General features: G+C 59.4%; 20 protein-coding genes. 3 read left to right on the forward strand and 17 right to left on the reverse strand.

All coding sequences use genetic code 11. The features are described 5' to 3' along the window. Positions 1–17: 17 nt before the first annotated feature. The 3 genes from Q0J85_RS00160 to Q0J85_RS00170 all read right to left on the reverse strand — a co-directional run bounded on the left by Q0J85_RS00160 (position 18) and on the right by Q0J85_RS00170 (position 3,450). Positions 18–986: a DUF4838 domain-containing protein gene (locus Q0J85_RS00160; RefSeq protein ID WP_294477062.1), complete on the reverse strand. Its 969-nt coding sequence runs from the start codon at positions 984–986 to the stop codon at positions 18–20. A 34-nt stretch (positions 987–1,020) separates the two neighbouring features. Beyond that, positions 1,021–1,896, reverse strand: coding sequence for a prepilin-type N-terminal cleavage/methylation domain-containing protein (locus Q0J85_RS00165; RefSeq protein WP_294477065.1), 876 nt, complete (start codon positions 1,894–1,896; stop codon positions 1,021–1,023). A gap of 423 nt (positions 1,897–2,319) precedes the next feature. Beyond that, positions 2,320–3,450, reverse strand: a complete 1,131-nt coding sequence (locus Q0J85_RS00170) for a substrate-binding domain-containing protein (RefSeq protein WP_294477067.1) — start codon at positions 3,448–3,450, stop codon at positions 2,320–2,322. Positions 3,451–3,662: 212 nt separating this feature from the next. On the opposite strand from Q0J85_RS00170, the gene holA reads away from it, so the two are divergent. Then, positions 3,663–4,757, forward strand: coding sequence for a DNA polymerase III subunit delta (gene holA, locus Q0J85_RS00175; protein ID WP_294477068.1), 1,095 nt, complete (start codon positions 3,663–3,665; stop codon positions 4,755–4,757). Here holA and Q0J85_RS00180 read toward each other — a convergent pair. After that, on the reverse strand, positions 4,738–5,373 hold the full coding sequence (locus Q0J85_RS00180; protein WP_294477071.1) for a phosphopantothenoylcysteine decarboxylase: 636 nt from the start codon (positions 5,371–5,373) through the stop codon (positions 4,738–4,740). The two genes, holA and Q0J85_RS00180, sit on opposite strands and share 20 nt — an antisense overlap. Positions 5,374–5,521: 148 nt before the next feature. Here Q0J85_RS00180 and gatB point away from each other — a divergent pair, with 148 nt between their 5' ends. Continuing rightward, positions 5,522–6,961 carry an Asp-tRNA(Asn)/Glu-tRNA(Gln) amidotransferase subunit GatB gene (gatB, locus tag Q0J85_RS00185; protein WP_294477073.1) on the forward strand — a complete coding sequence of 480 codons (1,440 nt, stop codon included), beginning with the start codon at positions 5,522–5,524 and terminating at the stop codon, positions 6,959–6,961. A gap of 7 nt (positions 6,962–6,968) precedes the next feature. Next, entirely contained in the window at positions 6,969–7,583 is a 615-nt protein-coding gene (locus Q0J85_RS00190) for a recombination protein O N-terminal domain-containing protein (protein ID WP_294477075.1), read from the forward strand. A gap of 163 nt (positions 7,584–7,746) precedes the next feature. Here Q0J85_RS00190 and Q0J85_RS00195 read toward each other — a convergent pair whose 3' ends face one another. The 13 genes from Q0J85_RS00195 to tgt all read right to left on the reverse strand — a co-directional run bounded on the left by Q0J85_RS00195 (position 7,747) and on the right by tgt (position 18,140). Next, positions 7,747–7,995 carry a hypothetical protein gene (locus Q0J85_RS00195; protein WP_294477077.1) on the reverse strand — a complete coding sequence of 83 codons (249 nt, stop codon included), beginning with the start codon at positions 7,993–7,995 and terminating at the stop codon, positions 7,747–7,749. Then, on the reverse strand, positions 7,929–8,864 hold the full coding sequence (locus Q0J85_RS00200) for a GDSL-type esterase/lipase family protein (RefSeq protein WP_294477079.1): 936 nt from the start codon (positions 8,862–8,864) through the stop codon (positions 7,929–7,931). The genes Q0J85_RS00195 and Q0J85_RS00200 overlap by 67 nt, the downstream gene beginning before the upstream one ends. A gap of 421 nt (positions 8,865–9,285) precedes the next feature. Continuing rightward, the gene (locus Q0J85_RS00205; RefSeq protein ID WP_294477081.1) at positions 9,286–9,432 is read right to left on the reverse strand and encodes a hypothetical protein; all 147 of its coding nucleotides are present in this window, start codon (positions 9,430–9,432) and stop codon (positions 9,286–9,288) included. Between the two features lie 99 nt (positions 9,433–9,531). Continuing rightward, positions 9,532–9,840, reverse strand: a complete 309-nt coding sequence (locus Q0J85_RS00210; RefSeq protein WP_294477084.1) for a hypothetical protein — start codon at positions 9,838–9,840, stop codon at positions 9,532–9,534. 63 nt (positions 9,841–9,903) lie between these two features. Further along, complete coding sequence (pta, locus tag Q0J85_RS00215; RefSeq protein WP_294477086.1) at positions 9,904–10,914, reverse strand: phosphate acetyltransferase; 1,011 nt, start codon at positions 10,912–10,914, stop codon at positions 9,904–9,906. A gap of 83 nt (positions 10,915–10,997) precedes the next feature. Then, complete coding sequence (locus Q0J85_RS00220; protein WP_294477091.1) at positions 10,998–12,200, reverse strand: acetate/propionate family kinase; 1,203 nt, start codon at positions 12,198–12,200, stop codon at positions 10,998–11,000. 103 nt (positions 12,201–12,303) lie between these two features. Further along, positions 12,304–12,522 carry a translation initiation factor IF-1 gene (gene infA / locus Q0J85_RS00225; protein ID WP_294477092.1) on the reverse strand — a complete coding sequence of 73 codons (219 nt, stop codon included), beginning with the start codon at positions 12,520–12,522 and terminating at the stop codon, positions 12,304–12,306. After that, positions 12,504–13,274: a type I methionyl aminopeptidase gene (map, locus tag Q0J85_RS00230; protein ID WP_294477094.1), complete on the reverse strand. Its 771-nt coding sequence runs from the start codon at positions 13,272–13,274 to the stop codon at positions 12,504–12,506. Before map ends, infA begins: the two co-directional genes overlap by 19 nt. A 2-nt stretch (positions 13,275–13,276) precedes the next feature. Next, on the reverse strand, positions 13,277–13,927 hold the full coding sequence (locus tag Q0J85_RS00235; protein WP_294477096.1) for an adenylate kinase: 651 nt from the start codon (positions 13,925–13,927) through the stop codon (positions 13,277–13,279). A gap of 39 nt (positions 13,928–13,966) precedes the next feature. Beyond that, the gene (gene hisS / locus Q0J85_RS00240; protein WP_294477097.1) at positions 13,967–15,232 is read right to left on the reverse strand and encodes a histidine--tRNA ligase; all 1,266 of its coding nucleotides are present in this window, start codon (positions 15,230–15,232) and stop codon (positions 13,967–13,969) included. A 133-nt stretch (positions 15,233–15,365) separates the two neighbouring features. After that, positions 15,366–15,665: an HU family DNA-binding protein gene (locus tag Q0J85_RS00245; protein WP_294477099.1), complete on the reverse strand. Its 300-nt coding sequence runs from the start codon at positions 15,663–15,665 to the stop codon at positions 15,366–15,368. Positions 15,666–15,783: 118 nt separating this feature from the next. After that, positions 15,784–17,055 (reverse strand): nickel pincer cofactor biosynthesis protein LarC, encoded by a 1,272-nt coding sequence (gene larC, locus Q0J85_RS00250; RefSeq protein WP_294477101.1) that lies wholly within the window; start codon positions 17,053–17,055, stop codon positions 15,784–15,786. Next, positions 17,052–18,140 (reverse strand): tRNA guanosine(34) transglycosylase Tgt, encoded by a 1,089-nt coding sequence (tgt, locus tag Q0J85_RS00255; protein ID WP_294477103.1) that lies wholly within the window; start codon positions 18,138–18,140, stop codon positions 17,052–17,054. The genes larC and tgt overlap by 4 nt, the downstream gene beginning before the upstream one ends. Positions 18,141–18,182 lie beyond the last annotated feature (42 nt).

The following is an 18,182-nucleotide window of genomic DNA, read 5'->3' on the forward strand; positions in this document are numbered from 1 at the left end:
CAGAGAGCCGGTCGAATTCACTCACCGTCATCGGGCAAAAACTCCCGCAGCGCGGCTGCATACTCCTCGAGCGCGGCCGATCCGTATGCGGCAAAATATTCCCCATCCATATAGACGGCAAACGAGGAGACGTTCCGTACCCCGGCCGTTACATACGCCTCCAGATCGCGCCGCAGCAATTCCGGCCGCACGAACGGCTCGCGCGCCGGTTTCCGGTAATTGCTGAAAAGCGATGAATCGAGCCAGTACTCCAGAATATGGGTATTCTCCATGCCGAAAAAAGAGCCGAGTTCCCGAAACACCTTGAAGAATCGCCGGTTCACCGAACACTCCGGATCATTCAGCGCATGATGGTAACAGCGAACATAGGGAGCGAATTCGAGAAACACGTTCTCCCGCTTTTCAACCCGGCCGGGAACTTCGCAGTATTCCACATAGGCAAGGCAGGCGACCTCGGCCAGCGGGTCTACGCGCCGGACCCCGTCTGCAATCGCATTGACGCTCAGGAGATTCAACTCCGACGGAGTGTATTTCGAACATTCCGGACAGTGACAGAACGCTCCCCGGCCATCCGCGCCCCAGAAATAATAACGATGGGTCGTCGAACGCAGTTTTTCCGCCAGTTTCCCGGCATTGGCCGCAAGAATCTCCGGAACATCGGGATTCGTGATGCACCAGTTGGCCGCCGCAGTGCGTTCCCCCTCCCGGAAGCAGAGTGCAAAATATTCGGGATGGCTTTCAAACCAGCACTCCGGCAGCAGCGATGAGGCGGCATGGACTTCATACTCGCACTCGATCCCGGCGGCGAGAAAATCGCGCCGGAACTCCTCCGAAGCGGTCTTGCCGAGCAGTCGAAGCACATCGTGATTCGCTCCGCCCCCGGAATGGAGTCCCAGTGTATTGAGCCCCAATTCCGTCATTCGGGATTTCCAGTCCACGCCGGAGAAATCCGGCGGAGTCAAAACCACTCCTCGTTTTCTCATCATGGTTTCCTCGGTATCGTCATTCCGCCGTTTCTGCTCAGATGAATGCCCCGGCAGCATTCAGGATCCGCTTGAACTTTGCGGGAGAGGCTTTCATTTCCTCTGCCGTCTGCGATTCGACGTGGCCATCCGCCATACCGAGATTCGCCTCGTTGTTGTGAATCGTCGCGACGGATGCCTGATCGGTGGGATCCCCTTCCGCCAAATACCACTGCCAGATCCCCTTGCCGGCGTTGGCTGAAGTCCCCGCACACTGGGTGTCGGCGCACAGAGGCGTCACGCTCGGTTTCTTCATCCGAACGGTCAGATAGAACTGATCATTCCGGTTTCCACCGTGGTATTCGGCATTGTATTGATAATTGCCGAGCTCATCCCGCTGTTCGTAATAGGTCGTATCGCCCTCCGGTCTCGGAAACCCGTAAACATCATAAAAGTAATAATCACTCTTCTTGCCGGGCATCTTGGGACAACGCAATACCTCGGCCGACATGTATCCCGCAAAAACTTTCTTCTTGCTCGTATTGTGAGTCAGTTCAGCATTGGTACTCAGCAGGTACATCCACGGTTCATATTTCGGCGAGCAATCGTCTCGGTAAACGGTGAACACCATGTGCTGTCTGTGATCATCCGCATAGCTGATCTGACCGAACATCACCTGACGGATATTGCCGATGCAGTTGCTCTTATAACCGGATTCACGCGCCCGGTTCAACGCCGGCAGCAGCATCGCAGCCAGAATCGCAATGATCGCAATCACAATAAGCAGCTCAATGAGCGTAAATGCCGCTTTTTTCGCTACCGGGTCGTGGGAGGCTGGGGGCGTGTCCGCCGCCCCCCGCACCCCCTGCGTCCGGCAAGGTGCCGGTGCCGCGTACGGGTCGGAGTCGGACCCGGCTGCAGTCGGCCGACGCAAGGAGAAAGAGCCGCTTGCCGAGCGAAGACTCTGTTGCGGGACGATGATCGACCGATGAGAAGTTTGCTGGATGGTTGGTACGGGGAGAGACGCGCTCCTGCGAGCCGCTTTCTCTCCCCCGAACCCCTCTCTTGACTGCCCGGTGCAAACAAGGAAAGAATGGTATATTTGACGAGTTTTCACCACGAGCAGCTCTATCAATGTAAAGGCCGCTTTGGACACAGCATGGTCGCGGGAGGCTGGGGGCGTATCCGCCGCCCTCTCTCTTGAATGCCGGGCACAAATTCGGGAAGAACGGGATATTACCTCTAAAAATTCAATCTGCGCAACAAAAGAAGCACTGCAGCGCATGTTTTTTCCGTTGTTTTTCATAGACCAATCCTCCTTTGGGTTACATGCAGACCTATCCTTTTCCGGCACCGATCACGGGTGCGGCGCAACGAAGTTCAAGTCCCGGACGCTCTCGCGTTCGATCAGCGTATGCGGAAAAAAGAGATTGTGGTTCTGCGGCCGGAGCTTGCCGAGGATGATATCGACGGCCGCGCAGCCGAGCTTCCCGTAATCGGGTGACGAGACCGTCAGCTGCGGAGAGAGATAACGGTACAAACTGCGTTCTCCCTCGCCGATCACGCTGATCTCCTCCGGGACCCGCAGCCCGGCCTGCTTGAGTACGCGCAGCGAAACCAGCGCCCCGCCGGCCGATTTGTAAATCAGTGCAGTCAGCCCGAGCGCCTTGATCTCGTCAAGACTGTTCCGGGTCAACTGCACAGCGGCATCAAGCGAATTCTCCCAGGAGCGGATCTGGGAACTGAAAATACGATCCGGCCCGAATTCGACATTCGCCCGCTTCAGCGCAGCCGCCAGCGACTTCTGAAACAAATCCGTGTATTCGGTGCGCGGCTCGTTGCGGATGTAACCGATGCGGCGATGCCCGTTCCGGACCAGAAGTTCGACGATCTCCTCGGCACAGTCGACCGCATCGGGAGAGAGTACATAGACGTTATCCGGAAGAAAGTTCGCATAAAAATACATGCTGTCGACAATCACAACCGTCATCGGCAGCCGCCCGAGCGCTTCGAGCCGATCCGCATCCATCCGGTCTGCCCCGACAAGCAGAATCAGCCCCGCACACTCAGGGCACGACTTCGCAAACCGGATCAGCGCCTCCGTCGAAGTATCCGGGTAAATTTTGCAGTCCTGTATGTTGCATTTATTCAAACGGGTGTACTGGGTGATCGTATGAACCATCCGCCAGGTGCTCTCATCCGGATAATCGTTGTACGCGAAGAGAATCTGTCCGGATCCGGCGTTCGCAACATCTTTCTCCAGCCGTCCGACCGTCCGTTCGGTCCCCGCAGCCACGATCCCCGACCCCTGCCGCCGCACGATCACCCCGTCGTTCTCGAGCTCCGAGAGTGCCCGGTTCACCGTCGCCAGCGACACATTGAACTGGCTCATCAGCTCCCGGACCGTCGGCATCCGCCTCCGCGACTCCGGACGCACCGCTACCTCTTCCAGATAGGATTTGACTTTCAGATATTTCAACGGAGGCATGATTTCATCCTTATTTGCACCACTGTTGCGATACTGTTATAATTATGAATCAAATCAAGTTGAATGTCAAGAGAGAAATTGAAAAAAGGCTAAAAAAACTTCAAAAAAATTGTGAATCCACGTGAGGGGCTCCCATTTCCCGCGCGATTCTCCGTAGCTGCATCTTGACTACGGCGGGATGCGCGGCTATGTTATGTGACCGCAGAAGCAAAATGGAAACGGAGGCGGACAACGTGGGGAAACTCTACATCATCACCGGCGACGACGAGTTCGCCATCAAGGAACGTTCCCGGGCGCTCGCGGTTGAACTTGGCGGCGAGGAGCTCGAGGAGAATCCCGCCGTCGAGATCATCCCCGGCGACAGCGACACTCTCAAACCCGACGAGATCGCCCGCCGATTTCTCGAAGCGATGCGCACCCCCCCGTTTCTCTGCCTGTCGAAATTCGTCTGGTTGCGCCACTTCCTGAATTTCGACGTTTTCAATGCCAAAGAGCCCGCCCCGGTCTACACGGAAATTCAGTCGATGCTGACTTCGCCGCTCCCGGAAGAACTGACCGTCCTTGCCGACGGCTTCAACCTCGATCTGCGCAAACAGTTCGGCAAGGCGCTGAAAGCCGCGAAAGTCGGAATCGAAGTGCTGAATCTGCCCAAAAGCAGCGACCGTCGCTACGCCGAAGACCGCCGCATGAGCATCCGCGCAATCTGCCAGGAGCTCGGGAAAGGGATCGAATCGAACGCCGCGGCTTATCTCACCGAGACGCTCTCCGGAGACTCGGGACTGCTGCGCAATGAACTGGAGAAACTCGCCTGCTATGTCGGCGATGCCCCCGCCATCACGCTGGCGGATTGCCAGGCGGTCTGCAGCCGCACTCCGGAGACCGTCAGCTGGGAGTTCACCGGCGCGATCTCTGCGCGCAACGTCGCCGGCGCCATGAGACTGCTCGACGTACTGCTCTCGCAGGGGGAACCGGAAATGCGACTCATGGCCGCACTTTCCGGAGAGTTCCAGAAACAGATTCAGACCCGGCTCGCAATGCAGCAGCTGAATCTGACCCGGGTCTCGCCCCGGACGTTCGACTCGCTGCCGCAGGAGCTGCGCGACAAATATCCGGACAATCCGCTGCTCAAACTTCACCCCTACCGCGCATTCAAGGTGTGCGAAAGCGCCGCGAACTTCACCGACGCCGAGCTCGTCCGCAACCTCGAACTCGTACGTGACGCGAACCGCAGCCTCGTCTCGGGCGGCGGCGACCGGCGGATCGTGCTCGAACAGCTGATTTTAAAACTCACTGCCCGGAGTCGGTGACGATCTCGAGAATCGCCTCCGCGACAGCCCGTTTCGTATCCGGGCCGATGCCGTAACGCTGTCCGTCGCGCCCCATCAGCGTGACGCAGTTTTCATCGCTGCCGAAGCCGATGTCCGGACGACTCACGTCATTCGCACAGATCCAGTCGAGGTTTTTCTTTTCGAGTTTTCCGGCGGCGTTCGCAAGCAGATCATCCGTTTCCGCCGCGAATCCGACGAGGATCTGTCCGGGCGACTTCATCTTCCCGAGTGACGCGAGAATATCCTCGGTGCGTTCAAGTTCGAGCACAAGGTCGCCGTCGCGTTTCTTCATTTTCCCGGCAAACACCTGTTTCGGCCGGTAATCGGCGACGGCCGCACACATGACGACAAGTCCCATCTGCGGAGCGCGCTCTTTCACGGCTTCCGCCATCTCCGCGGCCGACTCGACCGGAACGAGCATGATGCCGCGCGGAACCGGCAGCGCGACTGGACCGGAAACGAGCGTCACTTCATGACCCGCGTCGCGCGCGGCCTCGGCCATCGCATACCCCATCTTTCCGGTTGAACGGTTCGTCAAAAACCGGACTGCATCGAGCTTTTCGCGTGTCGGTCCGGCGGTAATCAGCACTTTCATCGATACCCCCTCGTGTTTTTCGGAACATAACGTAGCACCCGAAACGGTTGAAATCAACCGAAAAGTCCCGCCGCGCCATTGACAAAACGCGGCGCGTCCGCTACATTAAAAGGAGGAAACATCAACCCTTTAAGCAGATTTGAAGAATATGAAATACGAAGCAGTCATCGGCATTGAAATCCATGTCCAGGTCCGGACGAAGAGCAAAATGTTCTGCTCCTGCGAAAACCGCTACGGAGCCGAGCCGAACACGCTGACCTGCCCGGTCTGCCTCGGATATCCAGGAACACTGCCGGTTCCGAACCACGAAGCGATTCTCAAGGCCGTGCGCGCCGGACTTCTGACCGGGTGCGAAATCGCGAAATTCAGCAAGTTCGACCGCAAGAGCTACTTCTACCCCGATCTTGTCAAGAACTATCAGATCAGCCAGTACGATCTGCCGTTCTGCAAAAACGGCAAACTGCGGATCGGCGGGACCGGTTTCTCCGGGGAAGCTCTGCCCGACAAGGTCATCGGCATCACCCGGATCCACCTCGAGGAAGATCCCGCCAAGCTGAACCACATGGGCAGCGCCTCGGGAGCGGACTACAACCGTTCCGGCGTGCCGCTTCTCGAGGTCGTGAGCGAACCGGATATGCGCAGTGCCGACGAAGCCTACGCCTACCTCGCCGGGATCAAGGAGATCATGCAGTACGGCGGCATCAGCGACTGCGACATGGAAAAGGGGCAGATGCGCTGCGACGTGAATATCTCGCTCCGGCCCGTCGGGCAGAAGGAGTTCGGCACGAAGATCGAGCTCAAAAATATGAACAGCTTCCGCGCCGCCCACCGCGCGATTGAATATGAGATCTGGCGTCAGGCGGAACTTCTCGACCGCGGCGAAACGCTGCGCCAGGAGACCCGCGGCTGGAACGACGACGCGGGCGAAAGCTATCTCATGCGCACGAAAGAGGAGGCGCACGACTACCGTTACTTCCCCGATCCGGATCTGATGCCGGTCACGTTCACGGATGCGGAAATCGAGGCGATCCGCGCGGAACTGCCGGAGCTCCCGGCCGCGATGCGCGAACGGTTCCTGCGCGACTACGGCCTCACGGAGTACGATGCGGGAGTCATGACGCAGTCGAGTGCGCTTGCCTCCTGGTTCGACCGGGCGGCGAAAGCGTCGAAGTCGCCGAAGCTCGTCGCGAACTGGATCGGCAGCGAACTGTTGCGCATGCTCGGGGAGACGAAGTGTCCGATCGACGAGTGCCGCATCACGCCGGAAAACCTCGCCGAACTCGTCGACCTCATCGAACAGAAAACCATCAACGGCAAGATCGCCAAAGAGGTGTTTCCGGAGATGTTTGAAACCGGAAAAAAGGCCTCCGAAATCGTCAAGGAAAAAGGTCTCGTGCAGGTCAGCGACTCCGGTGCGATCGCCGAAGTCGTATCGCAGGCGATCGCCGCGAATCCCGCGCAGGTCGAACAGTACAGGAGCGGCAACGCGAAAGTGCTGCAGTTCCTCGTCGGACAGGTGATGAAGCTCTCGAAAGGCAAGGCGAATCCACAGCTTGTGGTCGCCGAACTCAAGAAACAGCTGGGATAAGATTGCGATGATTTCCACGCAGATGATCGTGCTCGCGAAGCAGCCTTACCGGGAGAACGCGCTGCTGCTCTCCGGGATCAGCCCCGACTATGGGAAACTGAATCTGGTTGCGAACGGGGCGCAGCAGCTTTCGGAGAAGAAATTCCCCGCGGCGGATCTGTTCCGTGAGCTCGATGTGGAATTCAACGAAACCGGGTCCGGCGACCTCTTCACGGCGAAGCAGCTCGAACTTGCGACCGCGTTCGACGCACTGGCAACACACCCGAAACACTTTCAGCTGGCGGGTCGGATCGGCAGTTTTCTGCTGAAGAACGCCGTTCCCGCCGTGCCACTGCCGCTGACTTACGATGCACTGCGCTGCATTCTCGGGCAGCTCTCGCTGCCGGATGAGGCGCCGGAACGGTGGACGATGGAGCAGTGCGCGGTCGTGATCCGCGTGACCTATCTCTACGAGAACGGCATGCTGCCGGAGGTCAAGAGCGAGCGGGAAAACGACTTTCTCGAGAATCTCGTAGCCGCGGGAGTCGAAAATTCCCCGCTGCCGAAGTGCCGCCCGGACTACTGGCAGACCCTGAACCGCTGGCTCCGCGACCTCTGCGAATTCCACCATTTGCAGAAATAAACAGCCGGTCGGACAAAAACCTTGAACGAAAGGCTCATTGGCCCGTGTGGTGCTCCCCCCCTGCTCTGATCCAGCCGGAATCATGCGAACGGGAAACTGGCGCGGGACCGGGATTCTCCTGTCCAGGATCAGGTCCCGCAAACGAAATCCGGCAGAAAGGAAACTATTCCCCTTTGAGAAGCGCGACCCATTCCGGTCGCGAGAGGACGTAATCCGCCATCGCCCGGACACCGATCTGATTCGGATGGATGCTGCCGCCGTATTTCTGAGCGGGTTTTCCAGATCCGTCGTCAATCACATGATACCAGTCGATCACCGGCAGTTTCTGCCGGGCGGCATACTCTTTCAAGGCGACATTGAAACTGGTGACATCCCGGCTGTCATTCCGGGGCAGAAGTTCACAGAGAACCACCTGAATCCTTTTTTCCGGGCCAGCTGAACCATCCTGTCGATATCGTTCAGGGCGGAAAGCGGCTTCGCGTTATTGGTCCCCTCGAAAATCACCACGACGCGCGGATGCAGTGCCGTGACATCAGTTTCAAACCTCTCCAGGCCGGCGGCGGTCCCTTCGCCGGCGATTCCGCAATTCGCGATGGAGAGCCAGAGACGGGCGGCAACCTCATTCTGCCAGCGGCAATGGTGCGTGATCGAATCCCCGAAAGCGACCACCGGTGCATAAGACATGGTTGCGGAAAGAGAAAAGCGCGCCGTGCTCACGGGCATGTCGACCGAAACGATTCCGCTCCGATGAAAGATCGCCAGACCGAAGAAAGACCGGGCCACCCGTTTCCCGTTGACAGTGATATCGTAATGAGATTGCGGGACAAAATCCAGGCGGATGGAACAGTGGTCTCCGAGGTCCATGGTCCATTCCGAACGTACCCGTTGAATGACGTCTCCGTTCCGCCGGGATAACTCCCCGACCTTGAGTTTTTTCTCGGCGGGGTAATAAAGAACCGCGCAACCATTGTTCCCGTTTTCGCCGGAATGGATGTTCCCGAGTTGAAGTCCAACAGCGCCTTTCCCCTGCGCCGAAAATTTCAGATCAGCCTCCAACGTGATCTCCTTGCGACCGGAGTACAACCGGGGAGAAAGGGTTTCCCACCCATGTCCGGAGCTGCGCCACGTTCCATTTTCAAACTCCCATGAGCCGAGACACCTGGCTTCCCCCGTCATGCGGCCGCCCTGAAGAGCAAAGACAACAGGTTCGATCCGCGGGATTTCCGTACCGGTCAATACAAAGAACACCGCCATGAGAAGAGTGATGAGAATTCGTTTCATATGTCGTTTCCCTGCTCCTGAATCCGTAAAATTCCGTCACGGTTCCGAATACGGAAAAAACGCTCGCCGTTCTCAACATCGAAGCCGGAACCGCCGGGCATTTTCTGCAGGTCCGTCCGGAAACCCATTGAGGCTTCGGCATTGACAACCTGTCTCCACACCAATCATGAATTCCGGCGACACCATACAACATGGCGCCGATCTGCCCTCCTGGCAGTCCGTCGCGGGCGGCCGCTCTCAAAAAGATATCCTCTCAACTCTTTCCCGTCAAGCGCCGAATCAGGTATCCGAACGAAAATTTGCCAAAAACGTCCTGAAACGTTTCTCCCGACGCCCGGCAGTAGAAGAGAGGGGGTCGGGAGAGAAAAACGGCTCGCAAGGGCGCGTCTCTCCCCGGTCCAGACAACCCTCAAACACCCCATCAGCCAAGCATCGCCCCCCAACTGAGTCTCCGCTCGGCAAGCGGCTCTTTCTCCTCGCGCCAGCCGCAGTCGAGTCCAATTCCGACCCGTACGCGGCACCGGCACCTTGCCGGACGCAGGGGGTGCGGGGGGGGCGGACACGCCATCCGCCTCCCAACTCATTACTGCGCCCGGCAGTAGAAGAGAGGGGTTCGGGGAGAGAAAGCGGCTCGCAAGAGCGCGTCTCTCCCCGGTCCAAACAACCCTCAAACACCCCATCTGCCGAGCATCACCCCGCAACGGAGTCTCCGCTCGGCAAGCGGCGAAGTGGAGCAAAAACACGAAGCGATCTTTCCGCAGAAAAGCGGGAAGATCGCTTCGTGTTTTTGCGGCTCTTTCTCCTCGCGCCGGCCGACCGCAGCCGAGTCCGACTCCGCCCCGTACACGGCACCGGCACCTTGCCGGACGCAGGGGGTGCGGGGGGCGGCGGACACGCCACCCGCCTCCCACGACCACGCAACGCTCCCCAACGAGGCACCTTGCCGGACGCAGGGGGTGCGGGGGGCGGCGGACACGCCACCCGCCTCCCACGACCACGCGGCGCCTGAAAGCCCGAGGCCACGCGGCGGTCTAAAAACTCAGTTGGCCGCCTGGCAGACCGTAATGACGATCTGGCCGAAGATATCGTCGGCGACACAGCCGCGCGACAGGTCGTTCAGCGGTTTTGCGAGTCCCTGGAGGATCGGGCCATAGGCGTCTGCTTTCGCGAGACGCTGCACGAGTTTGTAGCCGATGTTTCCGGCGTTCAGATCGGGGAACACGAGGATGTTCGCGCCGCCCGCGAGCGGACTGCCCGGAGCTTTGGCGGCGGCCACGCCCGGAACGAGGGCGGCGTCGGCCTGGAGTTCGCCGTCGGCGATGATGTCGAGTTTTTCGGTCTCGATTTTCTCTTTCATCATTGCGGCGGCTTCCTTGACCTTGTTCAGAATCTCATGGTCGGCGCTGCCCTTGGTCGAGAACGAGAGGAACGCGACTTTCGGCTGACCGCCGAGCAGAGAACGATAAGTCGCGCTGGTTGCAAGCGCGATGTCGACCAGCTGTCCGGCATCCGGATTCGGGTTCACGCCGCAATCCGCGAAGAGCAGCACATCGTCACCGGACGGGGTCGGGGTCTTCAGGTCCATCACGAAGCAGCTGCTCGCGATCTTGATTCCGGGGGCGGTGCCGATGCAGTGGAACGCAGCGCGCAGCATATCCGCCGTGGAGGCGATGCTTCCGGCGACAAGGCCGTCCGCGAGGCCGCGGCGACACATCATCGCGCCGAAGTAGATGCGGCTCTTCATTGTGGCGGCGGCTTTTTCGGGGGTCATGCCTTTCTTCTCGCGCATCTTGCAGAACTCAGCGGCGAAATCCGCGAAGAGATCGCTTGCGAGGTAGTCGAGGCACTCGAACTTCCGCTCGGAGACGCCGGCTTTCGCGCAGGCGTCCGAGATTTCCGCTTCACTTCCAAGGACGATCGCGCGGCTCACGACTTTGTTCTCCACCGCCTTGTTTGCGGCGACCACGACGCGCGGATCCTGCCCCTCGGGCAGAACGATGACTTTCGGATTCTTCCGGGCGCGTTCGATCAGGGTATTCAGAATCGACATTTCAACAACTCCACTCTTCCAACTTTACTATCATTCGGGGGGGAGAGAGGCGAAACGCCCTCTCCCGGAACCGGTTACCTCTTTCAGAGTCCGAGGGTCGCGACGGTGTCTTTCGCGATCATCAGCTCTTCATCGGTCGGCATGACGATCATCTTCCAGGCGCTGTCGTCAGTCGAAATCACGCCGGCCTTGCCGAAACACTCCTTGTTGCGCGCGTCATCGAGCTTCACGCCGAGCACCTCAATCTGGGAGGTGATCCGTTTGCGCATCGGGACGGAATATTCACCGACGCCGCCGGTGAAGACCAGCGCATCGACGCCGCCGAGCAGCACGTAGTACGCGCCGATGTATTTGACCACGCGCCGGGCGAACATCTTGAGCGCGAGTTCCGCCTGCTCATTGCCGCCCTCGGCTGCGGTGATCATGTCGCGCATGTCGCCGGAGTTGATTCCGCCGACGCCGTAGAGGCCGGACTTCTTGTTCAGGATCGTATCGACCTCTTTCGAGGTGTGCCCCTGATCGATGAGACGGATGACCACTGCCGGATCGAGATCGCCGGAACGGGTTCCCATCATCAATCCCTCGAGCGGGGTCAGACCCATCGTCGTATCGATGACCTTGCCGTTCTTGACGGCGGCCATGCTGCAGCCGTTGCCGAGGTGGCAGGTAATCAGCGTCACATCCTCCGGCTTCTTGCCGAGGAAATCCGCCGTCGCAAGCGTGACGTAGCGGTGGCTCGTCCCGTGGAATCCATACTTGCGAATGCCGTACTTCCGGTAATATTCATACGGGATCGCATAAAGGTACGCCTCGGGGGGCATGGTCATGTGGAACTGCGTGTCGAACACGGCGACGTTCGGAACACCCGGCATCGCCGCTTCGCACGCTTCGATTCCGGCGAGGTTGGCCGGATTGTGCAGCGGCCCGAGCGGAATGTACTCGCGAATGATCGCCTTGACCTCTTCATCGACCTTGACCGGTTTCGTGATCTTCTCGCCGCCGAGCAGCACGCGGTGGCCGATCGCGACGATCTCGCTGAGCTCTTTCATCACGCCGTCAGCCGGATCAACCAGCTTCGCGCAGACCCGTTTCAGAGCTTCCTCAAGATTCTTCACCGGGACGATCCCCTCGAATTTCAACCCGTCCGAGAGGCGCTTGTAAATCATATTCGGCTTGTCGGTGCCGAGACGCTCGAACTGCCCTTTCGCCAGAACCTTCTTATCCGCCATCGAGAACAGCGTGAATTTCATCGAACTGCTGCCCGCATTGATGACCAGTACTTTCATTGTCTTCCCTCTCTCTCCTGTGGTTAAATGATATATGCAATGTCCATGCGTCATTGACTGAAGCAGGAAAAGGAGCCCGCAAAAGGCTCCTTTCCATCTTGTCTCATTTTTTGCGGAATACGATCCGGCCCTTGGTCAGATCGTAAGGCGACATCTCAAGCGTCACCGAGTCCCCGGGGAGAATCCGAATGAAATTCATCCGCATTTTGCCCGAAATATGGGCGTTGACCGTATGCCCGGTCTGGATCTCCACCTTGAACATTGTGTTGGGCAGAAGTTCTTTGACCACGCCCTCCACGCGGATTACATCGTCTTTGGCCACGTTAAAATCTCCGGTTCGTTTTCTGTGATTAAAACCATATGCTCGAAATGGGCGGCGCAGGCCCCGTCACGGGTGCGCACCGTCCAGTGATCCACGGAGTCCGTCGTGACTTTGTGCGTGCCGAGATTCAACATCGGCTCGATGCAGATCACCATTCCCGGCACCAGCAGCGCCCCCTTGCCGTACCCGACGAAATTCGGGACCTCCGGTGGTTCGTGCAGACTCGTGCCGCAGCCGTGCCCGACGTATTCGCGTACCACCCCGAGGTGATACCGTTTCGCAACCGTCTCGACCGCATGGCTGATGTTACGGATGTAGTTGCCGCGCCGCGCCTGCCGGATTCCGGCATCGAGCGCCTCCCGGGTTCCGGTGAGCAGCCGCTTCAAATCCGGCGTAAGCTCGCCGAATCCGAACGTCAGAGCCGTGTCTCCGACCCCGCCGTCGATCTCCACACCGACATCGATGCTCACGATGTCGCTCTCCAGCAGAATCCGGTCCGGACGGCCGATCCCGTGCACAACCTCGTCGTTGACCGAAATGCAGATGTTGCCGGGATACCCGCGATATCCGAAGAACGCACTTTTTCCACCCGTGGCGCGGATCAGCTCGCCCGCCACCTGGTCGAGATCGAACGTCGTCATTCCGGGACGCGCCGCCGCAGCGATTTCATCGCGGACCTGCGCGGTCAGCGCGGCCGCACGGCGAATCCGCGCGATCTCGTCCGGAGTGTGAATGACCTGATTGCGGGACATGATTATTCCAGCTCCGCAGCCAGAATTTCGCAGATCTTGTCCTTGTCCAGTTCCGTGATCTCGAGAATCAGATTCCGGCTGCCGTAATAGTCGATCAGCGGACTGGTCTGGCGGTAGAACACCTCGAGCCGCGACTTCGCGGTCTCAAGCGAATCGTCCGGACGCTGGAACAATTCCGAACCGCAATCATCGCAGACATTCTCGACTTTCGGCGGCATGAAGAGCTTGTTGTAGATCCGGCCGCACTTTTTGCAGTTCAACCGCGCGGTCAACCGCTGCAGAATCACATCGTCCGGCACCTTGAAGTAGACGACGCGGTCGAGCTTTCTGCCGAGCGACGCAAGCGCCTCTTCAAGCAGATCCGCCTGCCGGATCGTGCGCGGGAACCCGTCGAGAATGAAACCGTTTTCGCAGTCGGGCTGCGCAAGCCGCGTACGCACCATCCCGGCGATCACCTCGTCCGGTACGAGTTTCCCCTCTTTCATGAGTTTCGCGGCCTCGCGGCCGAGTTCCGTGTCGCGTTTGACCTCGTCGCGCAGGATGTCCCCGGTCGAGATGTGCGCCATCGGATGACGCTCCAGCAGCAGTGCCGAGAACGTTCCCTTGCCCGCACCGGGCGCGCCGACGAAGATCAGATTCTTCTGTTTGAGCATTTTGTTTTCCTGTCTGTTTTCTGAATGATATATGATAAATCAGAGCTTCCGGGCAAAGTCGGTCAGATAACCGGCCAGTTCCGAATCTTTGAGTTCCACCTGCTCGCCGTTCGCCATGGTCTTGACAACCGCAACGCCGCGTTCGAGCTCCGAGTCGCCGCGGATCACCGCGAGAAGCGCACCGGATTTGTTCACATTCCGCAACTGCGCCTTGAACGACCGCTCTTCCAGTTCAAGCTCGACCCGGACGCCCGCTCTCCGCAGCTCGCCGGCGAGTTTCAAATTCGCGAGCCGCGCCGCGCTCCCGAGTCCGACCAGGTAGACCGGCAGAACCGGCGCGGGCGCCCCGGCGATGCCGAGCGCGTCCTGCACCATCAGCAGCCGCTCCATTCCGGCCGCAAACCCCACACCCGGAACCGGCTTCTTCTGACCCGGCAGAAAGAGTTCGTACCGGCCGCCTCCCGCGATCGCGGTCTGAGCGCCGAGCCCGCCGTGCGTCACTTCAAATACGGTGTGCACGTAGTAGTCGAGCCCGCGCACGAGCAGCGGATCGACCGTGTATTCGACCCCGAGCGCATCGAGCGCCGCGCAAACCTCCGCGAAATACGCGCGGGAGGAATCGCTGAAACTGGCCACATAATCGGGCGCATCCGCAACGATTCTGCGGCACGCCTCCTGTTTGCAGTCGAGAATCCGCCAGACATTGCGCTCGAGCCGGGCCTTGCAGTCGTCGCACATGTGATCGATATGACGACTGAAATAATCGGTCAGAAGTTTCCCGGCCGGAGCGCGGTCTTCCATCACGCCGCGCGTGTTGATTGCGAGGTGCGCATCCGTGATGCCGATCGCATTCAGATAATCGATCAACATCGCAATGCACTCCGCATCGATGAGCGGCGCAACCCGGCCGACATTCTCGACGCCGACCTGGTGAAACTGCCGGCGACGGCCCGCCGCGGGACGCTCCCCGCGAAACATCGGCCCGTAATAGTAAACCCGGTGCTCGACGCCGTTCATCACATCGGTACCCGAAAGTGCACGCATCACGCCGGCCGTCCCCTCCGGACGCAGCGTCAGACTCCGACCGCCGCGATCCTCGAACGTGTACATCTCTTTTTGAACCACTTCCGTCTCGTTTCCGAGGCCTTTCTGAAACACCTCGGTGTACTCGAAGATGGGGGTTCTGAGTTCTCCATATCCGTACCGGGAAAAGACCGCCGCAGCGGTGTTTTCCAGATTCCGCCAGCGGCGCGCCTCATCCGCAAAAATATCCGCCGTACCCGGCGGCGGAGTGTAGGTCGCCATAACTATAAACTCCTGAAATTCAACTGTACAACCGATCCCGGCAACCGGATCACCGAAACCGGCAAAACAAACCACGCCCGACGAAAGAAAAAAATTCGTCAGGCGTGCATGCGATTCATAACCGGCAACCGGCTTATTTGAACCGTTTCGGATCGAGTTTTTCGACCGCTTCCTTGAGCTCCTTGCCGGCGCGGAACTTGACCACGGCGCGTTCCGGGATCACAACTTCGTTCTTCGGCTGGTTCGGGTTGCGGCCCTTGCGGCTCTTGCGGACCTTGATCTCAAAAACGCCGAAGTTGCGCAGTTCGATCGTATTACCGGCGATCAGGTCTTCCGCGATGTAATCGAGCGTCTTCTGAACCACTTCCGCAACGTCGTTCTGGATGAAGCCGGTCTCGCGGGCAATCTTAACCACCAAATCACGCTTGGTCATTTTCTTTCTCCATAATTTATGAATGTAAGGTTTTTAAGTTTCTCTTCTTTTTACAGTTAGATAATATTACGCCAAAATCGTCCTTAGTCAATATCTCCGCAGGAAAAAAGCAGTTTTTTTATCGGTTTTTCTCCCAGAAAGCGTTCGTCGCCGCGAGGAGGACGACTTTCAGCGGAATCTCCGTCGCTTCGGCAAGACGGCGGCAATCCTCGAATTCCGGCTTGAAAGTGAGAAGTTCGCCGTCACCGTTCCGTGCGAACTTTATGCGCACGGGACCATACGGCGTCTCGACCGTCTCGAACGAACGCGCCAGGACACGCCGCCGCATCGGCGAAATGCGCACGCCGAGCGTCGACCCCTCCCGGAACATTTCCGTCAACACCGCTTCGCGTTGTTCCGGACGCACAAGCGCGCAGAGTTTCACTCCGGGACGCTGCTTCTTCATCTGGATCGCCTCCGTCCAGACGTCGAGCGCTCCTGCCGCCGCCAGCCGCTCCGTGAGATACCCCACAAGTTCGCCCGTGCAGTCGTCGAGATTGCAGGCGAGCTCTTCGACCGCCTCCTCCGCGCCCTCCGGTTTCATTTCTGCTTCCGGCGCGGTTTCGATCAGCATCGCGCGCAGCAGGTTCGGCGTATGGAGCAACTCCCGCTGCCCGAAAGAGTTTGCGGCGGCCATCACCCGTGCTCCTGCCGGAATCGGATGTTTCGGCCACGCCGAGAGAAGCGCCGCACCGGTCGGAGTCAGCAGCTCGAACGGCTCATCGGAGGGGGCAATCTCAAGTCCGCGCGCGAGCAGCTCCGCCGTAGCGGGAGCGGGCACCGGCATGATCCCGTGCGCACAGCGGACCGTCCCGTTCCCGGTCGGCAGCGGCGAAACCGAAATCGCTTCGACCCCGAGCAGATGCAGCGCGAGACAGCTCCCGACGATGTCCACAATCGAATCGACCGCCCCGACTTCGTGGAACGAAACCTCCTCCGGCGCCTTGCCGTGAATCTTCCCCTCGACTTCCGCGAGCAGCGAAAAGACTGCAACACTCGAACGCTTCACCGCCTCCGGCAGCTCGGAGTTCTCAATCAGCGCCCGGATCTCCCGGAACGCATGATGATCGTGATGGTGATGATGGTGCTCATGCTCATGCTCGTGCTCGTGCTCGTGGTCGTGGTCGCGGTGATGATGGTGATGGTGATCGGCTTCCGGCAGCGACACGGTCGCACGCACGCCCGCAATCCCATGGGAAGAGAGTTTCTCGACCGAAAGCGTGAAATGTCCCGGCAGCAGCCGGTCGAGCTCCTGCGCAACCGCGCCGCAGTCGGCGCCGAGTCCGATCAGCGCGCCGAGGATCATATCCCCGGAAGCGCCGCCGACACTGTCAAATCGAACGATTTTCATTGAAATTCCCTCCGCAGCTCTTCAAACGTCCCGGCCTCGATCGAGGCGCGGATCCGCCGCATGAGATTCAAAAAGTAGTGCAGATTGTGCAGCGTGACGAGCCGCACGCCGAGAATCTCGCCGACGTTGAACAAATGACGGATGTACGCCTTCGTGAAATTCCGGCACGCATAGCAGTCGCATTCCGGGTCGATCGGCGTGAAATCTTTCGCGTACCGTCCCGCCTTGACCGGAATCGTGCCGCCGTTCCCGACAAAGGCCGAGCCGTGCCGCCCGAGCCGGGTTGGCATCACGCAGTCGAACATGTCAACTCCGCGCGCGACGCTCTCGACGATCTGCCGCGGCGTCCCGACTCCCATCAGGTAACGGGGAGCTTCCTGCGGCAGATACGGCACGGCCGCATCGATCGCCACCATCATCTCAGGCTCGCTCTCGCCGACCGAAACCCCGCCGATCGCGTATCCGTCAAACCCGATTTCAACGATGCTCTCCGCCGCACGGCGCCGCAGCTCCGGATAGACTGACCCCTGGACGATTCCGAACCGGATCTGCCCGTCATTCAGCGGCTGTTCGCGGCTCATGCGCTCCCAGCGGGTCGTGATCGAAAGCGACTTTTCCGCCTGTTCAAACGTCGCGGGATACGGCGTGCACTCGTCGAACGCCATGACGATATCCGAGTCGAGCGTACGCTGAATCGCCATCGATTCGCGCGGCCCGAGAAAGAAGCGCGTCCCGTCGATGTGCGACGCGAACCGCACCCCGTCCGGCTCCATCTTGCGCAGCGTCGCGAGGCTGAACACCTGAAATCCGCCCGAATCGGTCAGAATCGACCGCTTCCAGCTGCTGAACTTGTGCAGCCCTCCCGCGAGCTTCATCAACTCCATGCCGGGACGCAGAAACAAGTGATAGGTATTCCCGAGGATGATCTCCGCGCCGAGCTCCTCGAGTTCCGCCGGGGACATCGCTTTCACGGTCGCGCGTGTTCCGACCGGCATGAACACCGGAGTCTGCACCGTTCCGCGCCGCGTCGTCAGAACCCCGCGCCGCGCCGCACCGCAGCGGGTCAGCACTTCAAACATAGACATACCCATTCCTCAAGATCAAAAAATACAGATGAACAAGGAATT

Source organism: uncultured Victivallis sp., from assembly GCA_944389935.1.
Lineage (GTDB): Bacteria > Verrucomicrobiota > Lentisphaeria > Victivallales > Victivallaceae > Victivallis.